The organism is Virgibacillus indicus (assembly GCF_002266285.1).
GTDB classification, from domain to species: Bacteria; Bacillota; Bacilli; order Bacillales; family Amphibacillaceae; genus Virgibacillus_K; species Virgibacillus_K indicus.
In genome coordinates this window covers 1-426 of sequence record NZ_NPMS01000037.1, presented here as the reverse complement: position 1 = coordinate 426, position 426 = coordinate 1, and the positions used below count along the sequence as shown (strand labels likewise).

Annotated in this window: 1 rRNA gene; it reads left to right on the top strand. The window is 53.8% G+C overall.

Annotated features, from left to right (window positions below):
• A 16S ribosomal RNA gene (locus CIL03_RS19355) occupies positions 1 to 426 on the top strand; the annotation flags it as partial.

The following is a 426-nucleotide window of genomic DNA, read 5'->3' as shown; positions in this document are numbered from 1 at the left end:
CGATCGTATAAACAGGATTAGATACCCTGGTAGTCCACGCCGTAAACGATGAGTGCTAAGTGTTAGAGGGTTTCCGCCCTTTAGTGCTGCAGCTAACGCATTAAGCACTCCGCCTGGGGAGTACGGCCGCAAGGCTGAAACTCAAAGGAATTGACGGGGGCCCGCACAAGCGGTGGAGCATGTGGTTTAATTCGAAGCAACGCGAAGAACCTTACCAGGTCTTGACATCCTCTGACACTCCTAGAGATAGGACTTTCCCCTTCGGGGGACAGAGTGACAGGTGGTGCATGGTTGTCGTCAGCTCGTGTCGTGAGATGTTGGGTTAAGTCCCGCAACGAGCGCAACCCTTGATCTTAGTTGCCAGCATTCAGTTGGGCACTCTAAGGTGACTGCCGGTGACAAACCGGAGGAAGGTGGGGATGACGT